The following is a 764-nucleotide window of genomic DNA, read 5'->3' on the forward strand; positions in this document are numbered from 1 at the left end:
GGTCGCTACCGCGACCGGCTGCGCAAGAACGACGAGGGGGGGTGGGTCTTCGCGCACCGAACGGGTGTGTCCCTCGCTCGCGAAGGCGAGGCGGGGACCGACAGCGAGTGGCAACGCGCGATCCAACGGATGGACGAAGCGGAGAAGGAGCGACTGGACTCGTGAGCGATCCCACGCTCCACATCGGACTCGTCGTCGGTCCATACGTTGGTCGCATCGACCCCGACGCGGCGCAGGCCTACGCGCTCGCGACCAACGACCCGAACCCCGCTTACTTCGAGGGTGACGCGGTGCCGCCGGTCTACACCGTGGCGCTGATCCTGCCGGCGTTGCACGAGGGAATCCGGCTCGGGTCACCACCCGATGCGATCCCCGGCGTACGCGGCGGAGTCCACGGCGAGCACGACGTGTTCTTCCACCAGCGGGTCCGGCAAGGGATGGCGCTGCGGTGGACCTCCGAGACCTACTGCGCAACGCAGACCGGCGCCGGCACGATGGTCACGCAGCGCCTCGTGCTCACCGACGAGCACGACGCGCCCGTGGTCGAGCACCTGTGGTCGTCGTTGTACCTCGGGGGGAAGATCGACGCGCAACTCGGCCCGCCTCTGCGCGACCACACCTTCCCGGACGACGCGCGCAGGCGGCCGCTCGGGAGCCACGCCTTCGAGGTCACGGGCGACCAGTCGTTTCGATACGCGGGGGCGTCCACCGACCACGCGCCCATGCACGTCGACGACGAGGCGGCCCGGCGCGGGGGGTCCCCG

At 70.7% G+C, this 764-nt stretch carries 1 protein-coding gene; it reads left to right on the forward strand.

The annotated features are described in order from the left end of the window. Window positions 1-161 precede the first annotated feature (161 nt). Window positions 162-764 (forward strand): MaoC family dehydratase N-terminal domain-containing protein (locus WD271_08850; protein ID MEX1007935.1); only part of this gene is annotated, 603 nt, incomplete at its 3' end.

The organism is Acidimicrobiia bacterium, assembly GCA_040880805.1.
Classification (GTDB): domain Bacteria; phylum Actinomycetota; class Acidimicrobiia; order IMCC26256; family DASPTH01; genus DASPTH01.